The sequence below is a fragment of the Thioclava sp. F36-7 genome (genome assembly GCF_002020075.1).
GTDB lineage: Bacteria > Pseudomonadota > Alphaproteobacteria > Rhodobacterales > Rhodobacteraceae > Thioclava > Thioclava sediminum.
Map to the genome: position 1 here is coordinate 172,123 of NZ_MPZR01000001.1, position 15,458 is coordinate 187,580.

The 15,458-nt window shown below is 65.1% G+C and carries 13 protein-coding genes; 7 read left to right on the plus strand and 6 right to left on the minus strand.

The features are described 5' to 3' along the window. The first annotated feature begins 18 nt into the window (after window positions 1-18). Window positions 19-549, plus strand: coding sequence for a MarR family transcriptional regulator (locus tag BMI89_RS00590; protein ID WP_078569426.1), 531 nt, complete (start codon window positions 19-21; stop codon window positions 547-549). An 86-nt stretch (window positions 550-635) separates the two neighbouring features. Here the strand turns inward: BMI89_RS00590 and BMI89_RS00595 are convergent, their stop codons facing one another. The 3 genes from BMI89_RS00595 to secG form a co-directional block, all read right to left on the minus strand. Next, complete coding sequence (locus BMI89_RS00595) at window positions 636-1,343, minus strand: outer membrane beta-barrel protein (protein WP_168176749.1); 708 nt, start codon at window positions 1,341-1,343, stop codon at window positions 636-638. 374 nt (window positions 1,344-1,717) lie between these two features. Further along, a complete protein-coding gene (locus tag BMI89_RS00600) occupies window positions 1,718-3,361 on the minus strand; it encodes a CTP synthase (RefSeq protein ID WP_078519623.1) in 1,644 nt (547 codons plus the stop codon). 183 nt (window positions 3,362-3,544) lie between these two features. Next, window positions 3,545-3,997, minus strand: coding sequence for a preprotein translocase subunit SecG (gene secG / locus BMI89_RS00605; protein ID WP_078569428.1), 453 nt, complete (start codon window positions 3,995-3,997; stop codon window positions 3,545-3,547). Between the two features lie 291 nt (window positions 3,998-4,288). Here secG and BMI89_RS00610 point away from each other — a divergent pair, with 291 nt between their 5' ends. Genes BMI89_RS00610 through BMI89_RS00620 form a run of 3 tightly spaced genes read left to right on the plus strand, consistent with a single transcriptional unit; the run spans window position 4,289 to window position 7,049 of the window. Continuing rightward, entirely contained in the window at window positions 4,289-5,584 is a 1,296-nt protein-coding gene (locus BMI89_RS00610) for an adenylosuccinate synthase (protein WP_078539695.1), read from the plus strand. 4 nt (window positions 5,585-5,588) lie between these two features. Continuing rightward, window positions 5,589-5,828, plus strand: a complete 240-nt coding sequence (locus BMI89_RS00615) for a DUF2842 domain-containing protein (protein WP_078539696.1) — start codon at window positions 5,589-5,591, stop codon at window positions 5,826-5,828. Between the two features lie 42 nt (window positions 5,829-5,870). Then, a complete protein-coding gene (locus tag BMI89_RS00620; RefSeq protein WP_078569429.1) occupies window positions 5,871-7,049 on the plus strand; it encodes an amidohydrolase in 1,179 nt (392 codons plus the stop codon). Window positions 7,050-7,103: 54 nt separating this feature from the next. Here BMI89_RS00620 and BMI89_RS00625 read toward each other — a convergent pair whose 3' ends face one another. Further along, window positions 7,104-9,956: a hypothetical protein gene (locus tag BMI89_RS00625; RefSeq protein ID WP_078569430.1), complete on the minus strand. Its 2,853-nt coding sequence runs from the start codon at window positions 9,954-9,956 to the stop codon at window positions 7,104-7,106. Between the two features lie 141 nt (window positions 9,957-10,097). Here BMI89_RS00625 and BMI89_RS00630 point away from each other — a divergent pair, with 141 nt between their 5' ends. Next, window positions 10,098-10,751 carry a thiamine diphosphokinase gene (locus BMI89_RS00630; RefSeq protein ID WP_078547276.1) on the plus strand — a complete coding sequence of 218 codons (654 nt, stop codon included), beginning with the start codon at window positions 10,098-10,100 and terminating at the stop codon, window positions 10,749-10,751. Window positions 10,752-10,755: 4 nt separating this feature from the next. Here the strand turns inward: BMI89_RS00630 and BMI89_RS00635 are convergent, their stop codons facing one another. Then, window positions 10,756-11,706, minus strand: a complete 951-nt coding sequence (locus BMI89_RS00635) for a LysR family transcriptional regulator (protein WP_078569431.1) — start codon at window positions 11,704-11,706, stop codon at window positions 10,756-10,758. Between the two features lie 166 nt (window positions 11,707-11,872). Between BMI89_RS00635 and BMI89_RS00640 the strand changes: the two genes are divergently transcribed. Together BMI89_RS00640 and BMI89_RS00645 are read left to right on the plus strand one after the other, a co-directional pair. Next, window positions 11,873-13,231, plus strand: a complete 1,359-nt coding sequence (locus tag BMI89_RS00640; protein WP_078569432.1) for an aminotransferase — start codon at window positions 11,873-11,875, stop codon at window positions 13,229-13,231. A 135-nt stretch (window positions 13,232-13,366) separates the two neighbouring features. After that, window positions 13,367-13,864 carry a hypothetical protein gene (locus BMI89_RS00645; RefSeq protein ID WP_078569433.1) on the plus strand — a complete coding sequence of 166 codons (498 nt, stop codon included), beginning with the start codon at window positions 13,367-13,369 and terminating at the stop codon, window positions 13,862-13,864. 103 nt (window positions 13,865-13,967) lie between these two features. Here the strand turns inward: BMI89_RS00645 and BMI89_RS00650 are convergent, their stop codons facing one another. Further along, window positions 13,968-15,347, minus strand: a complete 1,380-nt coding sequence (locus BMI89_RS00650) for a DEAD/DEAH box helicase (protein WP_078546304.1) — start codon at window positions 15,345-15,347, stop codon at window positions 13,968-13,970. Window positions 15,348-15,458 lie beyond the last annotated feature (111 nt).

Here is a 15,458-nt window from a genome sequence, read left to right on the forward strand (position 1 = left end):
GCGGCAGAGGATGGATGCATGAGTGAAACCGAACTGCCCGAAGCCTTCGCCGAACTCGCCCCCCGTTTCGGATTTTCCCGCCCCGCAGGCCGCTGCCTCGGCGCGATCTGGCGCGCGGCGCAAGCCCCCTCGGCCGACGATCTGGTGACGCAGCTTGGCTTATCTCGCTCCAATGTCTCGACCGCGCTGAAGGAGTTGCGCGATGCGGGTCTGGTGCAGGCCGCGCGCTCGCCGGGCTCGCGCAAGGATTTCTTCGTGGCGCCCACCGAGCCGTGGGAACTGGCACGTCTGATGCTGGCCGAGCGCGAGCGTCGCGTCATCGGCCCCGCGCGTGACAACCTTTCCGCACTTGAAGCCCGCAGCGCTGATCCGCGCGCGGCGGCCCTATGCGAGCTGCTCGACGCGGCCTCGGGCTACATCCAAGCGCTGATCCGCCTCGACCCGGCCGAGCTGGCCCGGCATATCGACCCCGCACGTGGCGGCGGCAAAGCCGAGAAACCCGCGCCTAAGACCTCCAAGAAGAAAAAGAAAAAAGCCGCGCAAAGCTGAGCGCGGCTTTTTGGTCTGAACGTCAGAAAACCGTTGCCCCGAAGCCTTTCTGCTCCGGGCCAACGGTCATCTCGCAGACCAACAGTTCAGAAGCTGTAGGACAGTCCGAGGCTCACGACAGGCTGAAGATTCGTGTCGAACTTGTAGGGCGCAATCGGGTTCGGAGTGGAGCTCCAGTCCACGTCCCTTTGCTTGGCGGATTCGAACCGACCGAGACTCACCAGGTCGACATTGCCCAGCACCTTGAGGTGCTCGCTCAGCTTGTAGCCGAGGCCCGCGCTGACCTTAAAGGCAAACTCGTTCTGCGCGTTGGAGCGAACTTCCGCATAAGTGCCTTCCGCAGCACGGTGGAACTTGTTGCGCGCCATGCCAACGGCCGCGCCGACTTGCCAATTCCAGTTCGGTGCGAAGTCACCCAAGTAATTGACGCCGACGAAGAGCACATCCGAGCTGAGCTTGCCTGAAAAGGGCGTTGCGGTAGCTCCATTGTAGGTGCCGGAGAAATCGGTTCCCCAGTCAGTGTCGCCGTATTCATATTTCCCATAGCTAACCTCGACCTGAAGATTAGGGTCGAGTTGATAACCGACGGCGAGTGCAAAGCTTCGCTTTGACCCGGTGTCGAGACCACCCATCGCCCCATGCGGGGCCGTGGGCGGATTGCCGGCCAGATCGTCCGAGGTCTTCATGCCCCCGCCGATCGTGCCGATCGCACCGGAGACATAAAAAGAAGGCTCACTCTGAGCGAGGGCGGGAAAGGCGAACAAAGCGATGAGCGCCAGTGCAGTCTTGTTCATCTCAGGCATACCTTGAAAGGAGTTGGAGCAGTTTCACAGATGTCACTCGCAAAAAATACGGGCCAGGTCGCCCTGGAAGTCAGACAGCTCGGAGCGTTTCGATCCGAGCATCCCGCACCTATAAAAAACGCGCGGAACTGGTTAGAATTCATAGTATTTTGCGCAATTATTAGGACGCAGAACGCACGAGGTTTTCACGGAAAAGCGGCACCTGTTGCACAATCGCCAGAAAATCCTCCCCCTGTTGCAACCCAGAATTGATCCGGGAGCTGCGACTTGTCGCTACAGGGGGCCCAAGCGTAAATCTGCATCAGAAAAGGGCGACCGCACCTCTGCGATCGCCCCCCCCGAAAGACCTTACTTACCTTGCTTCCTCACACCAACCGGCTCTGATCCCGCGCGGCCTTGATGAAGCCCGCAAACAGCGGATGTGGCGCGAAGGGCTTCGATTTCAGCTCGGGGTGGAACTGCACGCCGATGAACCACGGATGGTCCTTGTGCTCGACGATCTCGGGCAGGCGGCCATCGGGCGACATGCCGGAGAAGGTCATGCCGCATTTCTCCAGCGGCTCGCGATACTTGATGTCGACCTCGTAGCGGTGGCGGTGACGCTCTTCGATATCGGTCGAGCCGTAGACCTCGGCGACCTTCGAGCCCTCTTTCAGCGCGGCCGAATAGGCGCCCAGACGCATCGTGCCGCCCTTGTCGTCTGTCACCTTGCGCTCGACCCGGTGGTTGCCCTGCACCCATTCCTTGAGGTGATAGACGACCGGGGTGAAGCGCTTCTTGCCCGCCTCGTGGTCGAACTCTTCCGAGCCCGCATCGCTGACGCCCGCGAGGTTCCGCGCGGCCTCGATGACGGCCATCTGCATCCCCAGACAGATGCCCAGATAAGGCACGCCCTTTTCGCGCGCGAATTGGGCCGCCCGGATCTTGCCTTCCGTGCCGCGCTCGCCAAAGCCGCCGGGCACGAGGATCGCGTGGTAATTTTCCAGATAGGGCGCGGGGTCTTCGTTCTCGAAAATCTCCGCGTCGATCCATTCCGCCTTCACGCGGACCCGGTTCGCCATCCCGCCATGGGTCAGCGCCTCGGCGATCGACTTGTAGGCATCCTCCAGCTGGACATATTTGCCCACGATCGCCACGCGCACCTCGCCCTCGGCATGGTCGAGACGATCCATCACGTCTTCCCAGCGGCTCAGTTCCGGCTTCGGCGCGGGCGAGATGCCGAACGCGTCCAGCACTGCCTGATCGAGGCCCATGCGGTGATAGGCCAGCGGCGCCTCGTAGATCGACTTCAGGTCATAGGCCGGGATCACCGCCTCGGGGCGCACGTTACAGAACAGCGCGATCTTGCCGCGCTCTTTCTCCGGAATCGGCTGCTCCGAGCGGCAGACCAGCACGTCGGGCTGCAGGCCGATCGAGCGCAGTTCCTTCACCGAGTGCTGCGTCGGCTTGGTCTTCAGCTCGCCCGACGCCGCCAGATAGGGCAGCAGCGTGAGGTGCATGAAGATACATTGGCCGCGCGGGCGGTCCTGGCTGAACTGGCGGATCGCTTCGAAGAAGGGCAGGCCCTCGATATCGCCGACCGTGCCGCCGATCTCGCAGAGCATGAAATCGACCTCGTCATCGCCGACATCGAGGAAGTCCTTGATCTCGTTGGTGACGTGCGGGATCACCTGGATCGTTTTGCCCAGATATTCGCCGCGGCGCTCCTTCTCGAGCACATTGGTGTAGATCCGCCCCGAAGAGATCGAGTCGGTCTTGCGCGCCGAAACACCTGTGAAGCGTTCGTAGTGACCAAGGTCGAGATCGGTTTCGGCCCCGTCATCGGTGACGAAGACCTCGCCATGCTCGAACGGGCTCATCGTGCCCGGATCGACGTTGAGATACGGGTCGAGCTTGCGCAGCCGAACCGAAAAGCCGCGTGCTTGCAGCAATGCCCCCAGGGCGGCGGATGCCAAACCCTTGCCGAGCGACGAGACAACGCCGCCGGTAATGAAGACATAACGTGCCATGAAGACCCCCGTGATCTGCGAAATTCGAATGGTTTCCCTGCCCCAAAGAGGGTCAGGATCACGGGATTTAATGCTTACACGATTCGCGGCCTGCCCGCAACCAGACCGCAAGCTATTGAGTTTGGATTGGACGCACCCGCAACTTTTTGTGGGTGCGAACCGATTGTCGGCTGAAGTGACGGCTTAGTTGGCGGCGGGCGGCGTAACCGGACCGCTTTGCGTATCCGTCGTGGTTTCGCCCGCGTTTCCGCCGGTCGAGGAATCCGACCCGCTTGCCGGCGGCGGCATCACGACATCGAGCGACGGCGTCGAGCCGGTCGTGTCATTGGCCGGCGCGGTCTCTGCCGGAGCGCTCTGCTCGGGCGCGGCGCTATCGAGCACCGAGCTGCTGCCCGCTTTCTGCGCGGCCAGAACCGTCAGCGTCACCGAGGTCGCAAAGAAGCCAGCGGCCAGAACCCAGGTCACGCGAGTCAGCGCATTGGCCGCCTGCCGACCGGTCATCAGCCCGCCGACACCGCCGCCGGAGCTGTTGGACGACCCCATGCCGAGGCCACCCCCTTCGGAGCGTTGCAGCAGCACCACGCCAATCAGCAGCAGTGCGAGGATCAGATGGATCGAGAGAACGACGTTTTCCATGAACGGGTCGGGCCTTCTTTCTTGCGACGCGCCTATCTAGGCGGATGAGACTGAGGGTGCAAGGCCGCAGAGGTGGATTTTCGGCTTTCGCGGGGTCAAATCGGCACAGCCGCGCTGCCTGCCTGCGCCCTCCCCTTCGTTTTGGCCCCAATATCCCCGCCGGAGGCGCCTGCCCCCTCGCGCGCGCGTCACACGTGAATAGAGCGAACCACCTCTCGCAAATGCGGGCTTTCGCACCGCGCGCTCAGCCGCTATACCTCGCGCGGTTTTACACCTGCCAAGGAGAGAGCAATGGCCAATGTCGTCGTCGTCGGCGCCCAATGGGGTGACGAGGGGAAAGGCAAGATCGTGGACTGGCTCAGCGAGCGCGCGGATGTGATCGCGCGGTTTCAGGGCGGTCATAACGCGGGCCATACGCTCGTGATCGACGGCAAGGTCTACAAGCTCAACGCGCTGCCTTCGGGAGTGGTGCGGGGCGGCAAGCTCTCGGTGATCGGCAATGGCGTCGTGCTCGACCCGTTCCACCTTCTCGCAGAGATCGAGAAGATCCGCGATCAGGGCGTGGAGATCACCCCCGAGACGCTGATGATCGCGGAAAACACCCCGCTGATCCTGCCGATTCACGGCGAGCTCGACCGCGCCCGCGAGGAAGCGGCGTCGAAAGGCACCAAGATCGGCACTACCGGTCGCGGCATCGGCCCGGCCTATGAGGACAAGGTGGGCCGCCGCTCGGTCCGCGTGGCAGACCTCGCGGACGATGCGACGCTGGAGGCCCGTGTAGACCGCGCGCTGCAGCACCACGATCCGCTGCGCAAGGGCCTCGGCATCGAAGCGATCGACCGCGACGCGCTGATCGCGAAGCTCAAGGAAGTCGCGCCCGAGATCCTGAAATATGCAGCCCCCGTCTGGAAAGTGCTCAACGAGAAGCGCAAGCAGGGTAAGCGCATCCTGTTCGAAGGTGCGCAGGGCTCGCTGCTGGATATCGATTTCGGCACCTACCCCTTCGTGACCTCGTCGAACGTGGTCGCAGGTCAGGCCGCAGCGGGCACCGGTATGGGCCCGGGCGCGATCGATTTCGTGCTCGGCATCGTCAAGGCCTACACCACCCGCGTCGGCGAAGGCCCCTTCCCGACCGAGCTGGACGACGAAGACGGCAACCGCCTCGGCACGCGCGGCCATGAATTCGGCACCGTCACGGGCCGCAAGCGCCGCTGTGGCTGGTTCGATGCGGCGCTGGTGCGCCAGACCTGCGCGATCTCCGGCGTGAACGGCATCGCGCTGACCAAGCTCGACGTGCTCGACGGCTTTGAGACGATCAAGATCTGCACCGGTTATGAGCTCGACGGCGAGACGCTCGACTATCTGCCGACCGCCGCGGAAGAGCAGAAGCGCTGCGTGCCCGTCTATGAAGAGATCGAAGGCTGGGCCGAATCGACCGAAGGCGCGCGCAGCTGGGCCGATCTTCCGGCGGCGGCGATCAAATATGTCCGCCGGATCGAGGAGCTGATCGACTGCCCGGTCGCGATGCTTTCGACCTCGCCTGAGCGCGACGACACGATCCTCGTGACCGACCCCTTCGCGGATTGATCCGATGGCGCTGAGCTACAAGGCCCGACGCCGCCTCTCGCTGCTGGCCCTCGTCGTGGGGCTGCCCGCCTATATCGTCGTCGCGGTGACGGTGGTGAACTGGGCGGGCGCGCGCTGGGGGCGGCTGCCGATCTGGGCCGAGTTCGGCGTCTATGTCGTGCTTGGCTTGCTGTGGATTGCGCCGCTCAAGCCGATCTTCAAAGGCGTCGGCAAGGACGATCCCGACGATCCGTCGCAGCCGTGACACCCTCTGGCGGGCGCGCTGAAAAACGGGCAAATTAGCCCGATGACAAGCGCGCCCTGCCCCCTCCCGCCCGACAGTCTGACCAATTCCGACATCGCGGAACTGACCGCGTGGCGGCACCGTCTGCATCAGGACCCCGAGCTTTCCGGCGAGGAACGCGACACCGCCGCGCGGGTCGTCGCGATGCTGCTGCCGACCGCCCCCGACCGGACGCTGACCGAGCTTGGTGGGCATGGCGTGGCCGCGATTTACGAGGGGGCGGAGCCCGGCCCGACGATTCTCCTGCGCTGCGAATTGGACGCGCTGCCGATCCACGAGACCGGCACGCCGCCTTACCGGTCGAACTTTCCCGGCAAGGGGCATCTGTGCGGCCATGACGGTCACATGGCGATTCTCGCAGGCGTGGCGCGCTGGCTGTCGCGCAATCGTCCTGCGCGCGGCCGCGCGATCTTGCTGTTCCAACCCGCCGAAGAGACGGGCGCGGGGGCTGCGGCCGTGATCGCCGATCCGCGCTTTGCCGAGATCACGCCCGATCTGTCCTTCGCGCTGCACAACATGCCCGGCGTGCCCTTCGGGGCGGCGGCGCTGCAGGACGGGGTGATGAACTGCGCCTCGCGCGGCATGAAAATCACGCTCACCGGGTGGACCGCTCATGCCTCGCTGCCGGAAAGCGGCCTCTCGCCCGCCCCGGCGCTCGCCCGGCTGCTGAGCGATCTGACGGCGCTCGGCAACGATCTGCACCAGAGCGATCCCGATTTCGCGCGTGTCACGGTCACCCATGCGCGGCTCGGCGAGCCCGCCTTCGGCGTCGCGCCCGGCGCGGCGGAGCTTTGGGCGACCCTGCGCACCCAGCGCGATGCGGGGATGGCGGGGCTCGTGGAGAAAGCCGAGACGATGGTGCACGAGGCCGCCGATGCGCTCGGGCTGGAGCGCGAGATCACCTATCACGACGTGTTTCGCCATTGCGAAAACACCCCCGAAGCGAACGCCATCCTGCGCGCGGCGCTGCAAGCCGAGGGGATCGAGACCACCGAGACCGATCTGCCGATGCGCGCCTCCGAAGATTTCGGGCGTTTCGCCGATCATGGCCCTGCCGCGATGGCGCTTCTGGGCGCGGGCGACCGCCCGGCCCTACACAATCCCGATTACGATTTTCCCGACGCGCTGATCGCCCCCGGCTCGCGCGTGCTGATCCAGTGTCTGCGCGCGCGGCTGTACTGATCGAATGAGAAAGGGCGGCCCCGCAGGACCGCCCCTTCTGATCTGTCGCCGGGCTTACTGCCCCGAGGCCATCTTCGCCTCGTCCCAGTAGCGCGAGGCTTCGGTGATCGCATATTGGCCGCGCTTCACCTTGGTGATCTTGCCCTGACGCAGCAGGCGGCCGAAGACGCGCATCCGCTCTTCGCGCGGCACGTCAGCCGCATCGTCCATGACGGACAGCTTGCGCATGATCTGCGGCGGCGAGAAATGCGGGCGCCCTTCGACAGCCGAGGTATAGGCGGCGGCGGCTTCCAGCAGATCGGAGAGGCCCTGCGTGCCAAGGCTTTCCGCGAATTCGGCGAAGCTGGTCGCCTGCTCGGGGTTCATCGGCGTGGCTTCGGAGTCGTCGCCTTGGGCAGCGGCGAACTGACCTGCGGAGACGCGACGCGGACGGATCGCGGCGGCGGGCTGAGCCACGGGCTGCTCGACTTCCTCGACCTCCGAGGCTTCCTCCGCGTCGACGCGCTGCTCGGACACCAGCACCAGCGGCGCGGGGCGCACCGGATCGGGACGGCGCGATGCCGTCTCGCCCGAGCTGACCGGGCGGCGCGGGCGCACAGCCTGGGTCAGATCGGCGCGGTAGGGTTCGGACCCGTCTTCATCCTCGACGCCCCCTTTCGCGGTGTCCTGCCCCTTGGCCAGACGATCCGCAACGGTCGCGGCGACGGCGGCCTTGAGATGCGCGATCGCGGAGAAGCGGCGGCGGGTTTCGACCACTTCGGCCTGCTTGTCGGCCTCGGCCAGAAGGCGATCCACCTCGGCTTCGCGGTCGGTCTCTTCCTCGGAGAGCGACGCGGTCTCGCGTGCGGCAACCTCGGTCGGGGCTTCCGCCTCTTCCGTGTCTTCCGCATCGGCGGTCTCGACGGTTTCGGCCTCTGCCTCCGCGTCCTCGGCTTCGGTCTCGTCTGCGGCCTCGGCGTCAAATTCCGGTGCGAAGACGTCGGCGGAGATATCCTCGGCCTCATCCTCGGCCACGGTGTCGTCTTCCGACATCTCGGCTTCGGCTTCGGCCTCTTCGGCGATGATCGCGTTGCCCAGAACCAGCACGTTTTGCGCGTCGAGCGATGCGGTTGCCGGGGTCGCCTCGGGCTCTTCCGCTTCGGGCGCGGCGGCCTCGTCTTGCGTCAGAACCAGCGGCGCGTCGACCGACTCGTCTTCCAGATCGGACAGGTCGATATCGGGCAGCTCCAGGCCTTCGTAAACATCTGCCTGCGCAACCGCCTCGTCCGGGGCTTCGTCAGCCGTCTCGATTTCGGCGCCGGTGAAGAGGTTCTCCATCTGCAGCGCGGCGAGTTCGCGCATGAGATCAGCTTCGGCTTCGGGCGAGAGGCGCCCCGGCATCCGGCTATCGCGATCACCTTCATCCTGCGGCTGCTCTGCCTGCGGCGCGACCGGAGCAGGGCTGGCCTCCTCCGTCGTTTCGCTCAATTCGGCCGCCAGACGTGCGGCGAGGTCGTCATCCTCGGCTTCTGCTTCCAGCTCGGCCTCGGCTTCCACCTCTTGCTCGGCTTCGGCAGCCACTTCGGATGCCTGTTGCGCGCCGTCGCCGTCGATCTGCTCGGCAGCCGGGATCGCCTGATCCTCTGCACTGTCTGCCATGGCCGCGTCGTCGGTCTGCGCCGGAATCTCTTCCGAAGCGTCCGCAGCAACCTCCGCAGCCGCGGCTTCGATCGTTTCGCGGCGGCGTACCTTGATCACACGCGCGCGCATCCGCGGCGCGGCGGGCGCATCGGCGTCAACGGTGATGTCGGCCGAGGTCTCTTCGGTTTGTTCCTCGGCCTGTTCGACCGTTTCCTCTTCGGTCGCACCGAGTTCTTCGGCTGCGGCCTTGAGCGCTGCGATGCGCTTGGCACGCTTGGCCGAACGGCGCGCGCGGCGGGCCGCCTGACGGCGCCCCATCTGGTCGTCGGTCGGGCCAAACGCGGCTTCGGCTTCGTCGGCAGCGTCCTCTTCCGAGGCATCGGGTTCGGCTGCTGCGATGTCTTCGGCTTCAACCTCATCCGCTTCGGCGACGGGCTCTTCCTCGGTGACGACGTCTTCGTCTTCGCGAGCAACTTCCGCCACTTCTTCGTTTTCTTCCGCAATCTGTTCGAGCGCGGCCTCTGCCGAGGCTTCTTTTGCCACCTCCGCCTCGGGCATCTCGGCCTCGGGCTGCGTGGGTTCGGAGGCTTCGGGTTCGATTTCCTCGGCGCTCAGCGGGCCGGAAATGTCGAGGTCATAGCCGAAATCTTCGGCTTCGCTCGACGGCTCGGTCTCGAAGCGGTCCAGAAGCGCCTCGGGGACGGAAACGGGCTCGTCTTCCTCGGCAAAGCTGTCGGCCTGAACCACGCGGGCGCGGGCCACGGCTTCGCGGATACGTTGCAGCTTGGCGGCGACGGTTTCCGGCTGCGCGAAGCCTGCTTCGGGTTCGGCGTGCTGCGCCGCAACCTCGGCTTCGTGCTGCTCTGCGATCGGTTCGGGCGCGGCTGCCGGCTCAGGCGTCTCGGCGACCTTGGGCTGCGCGGGCGCTTCGGCGGCAGGCGCGGCTTCTTGCGGCACCTCCGACGTCACCAGCGGCTCTTCCTGAGCGGGTGCAGGCGCTTCGTCGGCTGCAGCCTCGCCACCCAGAAGGGTGTCTTGCTGGCGCAGAACCACGCCGTTTTCTTGAATTTTCGCTTCGACCCGGCGCTGAATTTCGCGCTCTGCGATACGGTGAAGCATCTCCGCATCGGGCTGGGGCGGCTCTGCACCAAAATACCGGTCGTCGGCAGCCAGATCGCGGAAATACTCCGCAATCGCCTTCATCGTGTTGAAAGGCTCATCAAATCCTTCCAAGGTGCACGAAAAGGTGCCGTAGGATACGGTCAGGATCTTGCTCGCACCAACCATGGACCACTCGCTTTCTATTGGACCTCAATGCGTCGACATTCCTGTCCAACTGGTTCTTTCGCGTGGACGAAAGAAGGCATTTGAAAGGTTTTTTACCGGTCTCGATTGTCTTTCTTTGCCACAATCGTCATCAATCAGCCCATGATTAGCAGTATTGTCCATTCGTCAACCGGGGTTTCGCTTCTCGGCGCCGGCGCAGTTAACCATGCGGATGTTGACGAAGCGTTGACAATCGCCCCCTGTCTCGTGGCCGCAGATGGCGGTGGAGATCGGGCCTTGTCGATGGGTCTCGAGCCCGAAGCGGTGATCGGCGATCTCGATTCCCTGTCGGATGCGGCGCGCACGACACTTGGCCCGCGCGTGCATCAGGTGGCCGAGCAGGACAGCACCGATTTCGCGAAATGCCTGCAACGGATCAAAGCGCCGTTCATCCTGGCGCTCGGCTTCACGGGGATGCGGCTCGATCACACGCTGGCCGCGATGACTGACCTGATCCGCACGCCGCACCGGGTCGTGATGCTGGCCGAGGAAGAGGTGATCTTCCGTTGTCCCCCGTCCCTTTCGCTGGATGTGACGGAAGGCACGCGGGTCTCTTTGTTTCCATTCGGCGAGGTAAAGGCGCGCTCGGAAGGGCTGCAATGGCCGCTGGACGGGATCGGCTTCACGCCCGCCGAGCGGGTCGGCACATCGAACCGGGCGACGGGGCCTGTGCGGATCATGTTGGAGGGGCCAGCCCTGATGATGCTGCCGCGCGAGGAATTGGCCGCCGCCCTGACAGGTCTGGGGATCGGCTGAGGCGCTAGCCCGCCTCGACCCGCAATGTCCCATCCAGCCACGGCGCTTCTTCCAGCGCCGGTCCGACCACGCGTTCTTGCAGCAACGCCCGCAGGCGGGCAGCCACTTTCGCGGGCCAATCGGCCATCATCCCGTCGCGCGCCGCCAGCACGATGCGTCGGGTCAGCGGCGGCCCGTCGAGCGGCGACAGCGCCAGCCCCGCGCGCGGCGCATGACGCACCGCCGAGGGCGTCAGGATCGTCCAGCCCCGCCCCGCCGCGACCAGCGCGAGGATCGCGGGATAGCTGTCGAGTTCCAGTTGATGCGGCGGTGCCTTGCCCGTTTGCGCGAGATGCGCGGCGATCTGGCGGCCCATCAGCGTGCGCTGGGAATAATGGATCAGCGGCAGCGGTGGATCGCTTTTCGCAGGTGCATCGGCGGGATGAATGGCGAGGAACGGTTCGGTCAGAAGCGGATGCAGCTCGATCCCATCGAGCGCCGCGCCCTGCGGCTCGGCGGCGACGGCGACATCCAGCCCGCGCGCTTCGAGCTTCGACAGCAGCCGGTGGCTCGGTCCGGTTTCCAGCTCGAAGCGGCACGTGCTGAGTTCGTCGGCCATGCCCGCCAGCAGAAGCGGCGTCACCTCGGCCTCGAAATCCTCGATCATGCCCAGCCGGAAACTCGTGAGCCCCGCCGGATCGGCCTGGCCCACCCCGGCGCGACCGCGGGCCAATTCGTCCAGCATCGCCTCGGCATGAGGCAGGAAGGCCCGCCCGGCGGCCGTCAAAGCGAAAGGCCGCGCCGAGCGGTCCACGAGCTCCGCGCCCAAAGCGCCCTCCAGACCCGCAAGCTGCTGGCTGACCGCCGAGGCCGAGACGCCCAGACGGCGCGCGGCGGCAGTAGTCGCGCCTTCTTCCGCCGTGGCCACGAAGACCTCGACCGCCCAAAGGCTGATGCGGGGATGGGCGGCGGGCATGGGAGGCTCCGTGATCGGGGAGGCGGTAAGGGTTGTGGCGCAGACTGCCCTGCCCCGCCCCGGCGCGCAAGCCATGCGGCATCCTGGGACATCGCGGACCATTGACGCCGACCGCGCCGCGGATAGCCTCGCTTTCATCCATCGCCCATCCCGGAGGAGTCGCGAGATGAAAGACCAGAGCTGGCAGGCCCGCGCCGACGCGCATAGCTTCTACGGTTTCACCGATCTGCCCACGATCCATGACCGCGGCGCGGTCGTCGTGACCCATGGCGAGGGGCCGTACATCTTCGACACCGAGGGGCGGAAATATCTCGACGCGAATTCGGGGCTCTGGAACATGGTCGCGGGGTTCGACCATCCCGGTCTGATCGAGGCGGCGCAGGCGCAATACGCGCGCTTCCCCGGTTATCACGCCTTCTTCGGGCGGATGTCGGACCAGACGGTGATGCTGTCCGAGAAGCTGATCGAGGTCTCGCCCTTCGCCGACGGCAAGGTGTTCTACACCAACTCCGGCTCCGAGGCGAATGACACGATGGTCAAGATGCTGTGGTTTCTGCATGAGGCCGAGGGCAAGCCGCAGAAGCGCAAGATCCTGACCCGCAAGAACGCCTATCACGGGGTGACGGCGGTCTCGGCTTCGATGACCGGCAAGCCCTACAACTCGGTCTTCGGCCTGCCGCTGCCGGGATTCCTGCACATCACCTGTCCGCATTACTGGCGCGAAGGGCAGCCCGGCGAGACGGAGGAGCAGTTCACCCAGCGCCTCGCGAATGAGCTGGAAGCGACGATCATCAAGGAAGGCGCGGACACGATAGCGGGCTTCTTCGCCGAGCCGGTGATGGGCGCAGGCGGGGTAATCACGCCGCCGAAGGGCTATTTCCAGGCGGTCGCGAAGATCCTCAAGAAATACGACATCCCGCTGATCTCCGACGAGGTGATCTGCGGCTTCGGGCGCACCGGCAACACATGGGGCTGCGAGACCTATGACTTCCAGCCCGACGCGATCATCTCGTCGAAGAACCTCACCGCCGGCTTCTTCCCGATGGGCGCGGTGATCCTCGGCCCGGAATTGTCGGACCGCCTGCAAGCGGCCTCCGAGGCGATCAAGGAATTCCCCCATGGCTTCACCGCCTCGGGCCACCCGGTCGGCTGCGCGATTGCGCTCAAGGCCATCGACGTGGTGATGAACGAGGGGCTGGCCGAGAATGTCCGGCGCCTGAGCCCGCGGCTCGAGGCGGGCCTCGCCCAGATCGCGCAAAACCCCAATATCGGCGAGCTGCGCGGCGTGGGCTATATGTGGGCGCTGGAGGCGGTGAAGGACCGCGAGAGCAAAACGCCGTTCGACGGGTCGCTCTCGGTCTCGGAACGCATCGCCAATGCCTGCACCGATCAGGGGCTGATCTGCCGACCCTTGGGGCAATCGGTGGTGCTGTGTCCGCCGTTCATCCTGACCGAGCCGCAGATGGACGAGATGTTCGAGAAGCTGGAAACGGCGCTAGAGAAGGTGTTTGCGGAGGTGGGGTGACCCGCCAAACCGCGAGATCACCTGCGTTCTGTCTTAGGCACCCCGACGCATAATTCAGTCCAACTGACGAAAATTATGCTATTTTCACCTCGCCCCCTGTGGGCGAGGTAAATTGCGTTGGTCGGAGGAACGCGCATGAGCCGTTTTCTCAGAGTACTTATCTGCGCCGCCCTGATCGCCCTCGGTGCGCTCTCGCCAACCTATGCCGCCGATAGCATCGGCAATGTCGGGAAGTGGAGCGTTTTCGAAGAGAGAAACGGCACCATGAAGACCTGCTGGACAGCGACGGCAAATGATCGGCGGGTTCTGCTGAATGGCTCGCTTCTCTATGTCGCGGTGACGAAGCACTCGGGCCGGCAACCGGAGCTGTCCGTCTATGCCGACCGACGGCTGCCCCGCTCTGGCGGACTGACCATCACGATCGGGCAGAGCAAATTCCGCCTGCGTTCGACAGGGCAATATGCCTGGCTGGATCAACGCACCGACAAGCTTGCGATCAACGCGCTAAAACAAGTTGAGGCGGCAGGCGGGAACGCAAATTTCACCGTCTCCATTCCGAACGTGGGTGTCTTCGACTTCTCCGCAAAAGGCTTCGCCGCCGCGTTGGACATGACATTGAAGCGATGCAGATGACGGCTGAGGATGCGTTTCGATTGGGTCGTTCGGACGCGTCTCACGTGGACCGGACGGAGGAACTGAAACGGGCCGCATCTTACGATGCGGCCCGGTGTCAATTTCATGCAGCGCCTGCATTGCGCCGACGCGGGCGACGCCGCTTCGGCGAGGCGTTGCCACCGGCATCGACCTTGGGCTTGGCGTCAGTGCGGGGTTTCGAGCGCGCCTGGGCCTGAGCTTGACCTTGCGGCTGCCCCTGCCCCTGCGGTTTGCCCTGAGACTTGCCGCCGCGACCCTTGTTGCCACCAGAGCGCGGACCGCCACGACCGCGGCCGCGGGCTGCGCGCGCCGAGGGACGCACGGCCGCAGACGGGCGTTCGCCGCTCGCGGTCGGGATCTCGATCTTCATCAGCTTTTCGATCTGCAGGAAGTTATCCGCCTCATCCGGCGAGCAGAAGGCGATCGCCTCGCCCTCGCGACCGGCACGCGCGGTGCGCCCGATGCGGTGGACGTAGGCGTCCGGCACGTCCGGCAGGTCGAAGTTCACGACATAGGACACGCCCGGAATGTCGATCCCGCGCGCGGCCACGTCGGTCGCGACCAGCACGTTGACCTTGCCATCGCGGAAGCCCTTGATCGCGCGATCACGCTGACCTTGCGATTTGTTGCCATGGATCGATTCCGCGTTGTAGCCGTCGGCGCGCAGGCTCTTCATCAGCTTTTCCGCGCCGTGCTTGGTGCGGGCGAAGACAAGCGTCAGCGCGCCCATATCGGCCGAGAGGATATCGCGCAGCTTGCGGGCCTTCTCGGCTTTGCTGTCGAGGAAGTGCACCGACTGGGTGATCTTGTCGGCGGCCTTGCCGGGGGGCGAAACCTGCACGCGCTTGGGATCGGTGAGGTAAGCCTGCGAGATTTCCTCCATCTGCTTCGGCATCGTGGCCGAGAACAGCAGTGTCTGGCGCGGCGTGCCAAGGCGCGACGCGATCTTGCGCAGCGCGTGGATGAAACCGAGGTCGAGCATCTGGTCGGCCTCGTCGAGCACCAGATGGCGGGTGTAGCGCAGGTCGACCGCGCCGCGATCCATCAGGTCGATCAGACGGCCCGGGGTGGCGACGAGAATGTCGTTGCCGCGATGCATCATGGTGATCTGACGGTTGATCGACTGGCCGCCGACGACGGTGGCGACATTCATCTTGGTGCCCTGAACGAGCCCCGCGAGGTTGTCGGCGATCTGGTTCACCAGTTCGCGGGTCGGCGCAAGGATCAGCGCCTTGCAGGTCTTGGGCGAGGGTTTGCCCTGCTGCGCCATCAGCTTGTCGATGAGCGGCAGGCCGAAGGCCAGCGTCTTGCCGGTGCCGGTCTGGGCGAGGCCCAGCACGTCATGGCCCGCAAGAACCAGCGGGATCGCTTTTTCCTGAATCGGGGTCGGCTGGGTGAATTTTGCGCGTGCGAGCGACTTGAGAATGGCCGGGGAGAGCCCCAGCGAAGAGAAATCGGACAATGCCTATCCTTTATGGCCGAGGCTCCCGACACGGGGATGCGCACGGCGATCAGCCCGGACGGGATTGTCCGGAGCGCAGGTTGACGCAGACCTCGGGACAGGCGGGCTAGT

What these genes read in the sequence shown, in the direction of transcription:
- BMI89_RS00595 (WP_168176749.1), bottom strand. Translation starts at nt 1,343, where the DNA reads ATGAACAAGACTGCACTGGCGCTCATCGCTTTGTTCGCCTTTCCCGCC.
- secG (WP_078569428.1), bottom strand. Translation starts at nt 3,997, where the DNA reads ATGGAAAACGTCGTTCTCTCGATCCATCTGATCCTCGCACTGCTGCTG.
- BMI89_RS00645 (WP_078569433.1), top strand. Translation starts at nt 13,367, where the DNA reads ATGAGCCGTTTTCTCAGAGTACTTATCTGCGCCGCCCTGATCGCCCTC.
- BMI89_RS00615 (WP_078539696.1), top strand. Translation starts at nt 5,589, where the DNA reads ATGGCGCTGAGCTACAAGGCCCGACGCCGCCTCTCGCTGCTGGCCCTC.
- BMI89_RS00610 (WP_078539695.1), top strand. Translation starts at nt 4,289, where the DNA reads ATGGCCAATGTCGTCGTCGTCGGCGCCCAATGGGGTGACGAGGGGAAA.
- BMI89_RS00620 (WP_078569429.1), top strand. Translation starts at nt 5,871, where the DNA reads ATGACAAGCGCGCCCTGCCCCCTCCCGCCCGACAGTCTGACCAATTCC.
- BMI89_RS00590 (WP_078569426.1), top strand. Translation starts at nt 19, where the DNA reads ATGAGTGAAACCGAACTGCCCGAAGCCTTCGCCGAACTCGCCCCCCGT.
- BMI89_RS00635 (WP_078569431.1), bottom strand. Translation starts at nt 11,706, where the DNA reads ATGCCCGCCGCCCATCCCCGCATCAGCCTTTGGGCGGTCGAGGTCTTC.
- BMI89_RS00630 (WP_078547276.1), top strand. Translation starts at nt 10,098, where the DNA reads ATGATTAGCAGTATTGTCCATTCGTCAACCGGGGTTTCGCTTCTCGGC.
- BMI89_RS00600 (WP_078519623.1), bottom strand. Translation starts at nt 3,361, where the DNA reads ATGGCACGTTATGTCTTCATTACCGGCGGCGTTGTCTCGTCGCTCGGC.
- BMI89_RS00640 (WP_078569432.1), top strand. Translation starts at nt 11,873, where the DNA reads ATGAAAGACCAGAGCTGGCAGGCCCGCGCCGACGCGCATAGCTTCTAC.
- BMI89_RS00625 (WP_078569430.1), bottom strand. Translation starts at nt 9,956, where the DNA reads ATGGTTGGTGCGAGCAAGATCCTGACCGTATCCTACGGCACCTTTTCG.